Source organism: Streptomyces sp. NPDC127092, assembly GCF_042722475.1.
Taxonomy (GTDB): Bacteria; Actinomycetota; Actinomycetes; order Streptomycetales; family Streptomycetaceae; genus Streptomyces.
This window is the reverse complement of the sequence record NZ_JBHXFE010000183.1, coordinates 1160-1697: the sequence shown is the minus strand read 5'-3', so window position 1 is coordinate 1697 and position 538 is coordinate 1160. Positions and strand designations below refer to the sequence as shown.

The 538-nt window shown below is 67.3% G+C and carries 1 protein-coding gene; it reads right to left on the bottom strand.

The annotated features are described in order from the left end of the window. Nucleotides 1–249 precede the first annotated feature (249 nt). Complete coding sequence (locus ACFWJO_RS38630) at nucleotides 250–489, bottom strand: hypothetical protein (RefSeq protein ID WP_073116274.1); 240 nt, start codon at nucleotides 487–489, stop codon at nucleotides 250–252. Nucleotides 490–538 lie beyond the last annotated feature (49 nt).

Here is a 538-nt window from a genome sequence, read left to right as displayed (position 1 = left end):
GCCCTCCCCCTGCTACTTTCCTAATCCCATTTCCAACAAAGACATCGAGATCATCTACGGCGGCGACGGCGGCAGACGTGGACAAGAGGCAGTCCCACGGCTTGCTCTCGTGCGCGTGTCCCTGGGTTCCGGTCTTCGCTCTCGGGGTTCTTTCCCGCGTGCTCACGATTCCGGCCGTGCACTTGTGGTGATTCAAGAATACCGCAACAAAGCCGGGCAGAAGGATTCTTCAACGCCGGGGAAGGAATCTCAGCGGGCGCGGTCCTCCGGCTCGGCCTCCGGCCGGCCCTCGGCTCGGCGTCGGGCCGCCCACTCACGGGCCTCGGCCTCCTCGCGGGCCGCGCGCGCGTCCGCGCCCGAGAGCCGGCGGGCCTGACTCTCGCGCTCGCCCGTGTCCGAACGCAGCAGGGAGCGCATCACCAGCCAGAAGATGAGCCCGAGGCCGATCGAGGGGGCGAGGACGGAGAAGTAGTCCCAGAAGTCGGCCATGTCAGGCCTCCGGCTTGAGCAGCGGGAAGAGGATGGTCTCGCGGATGCC

Excerpts from the sequence above, each read along its gene's own strand:
- ACFWJO_RS38630 (WP_073116274.1), bottom strand. The coding sequence starts at position 489 with ATGGCCGACTTCTGGGACTACTTCTCCGTCCTCGCCCCCTCGATCGGC.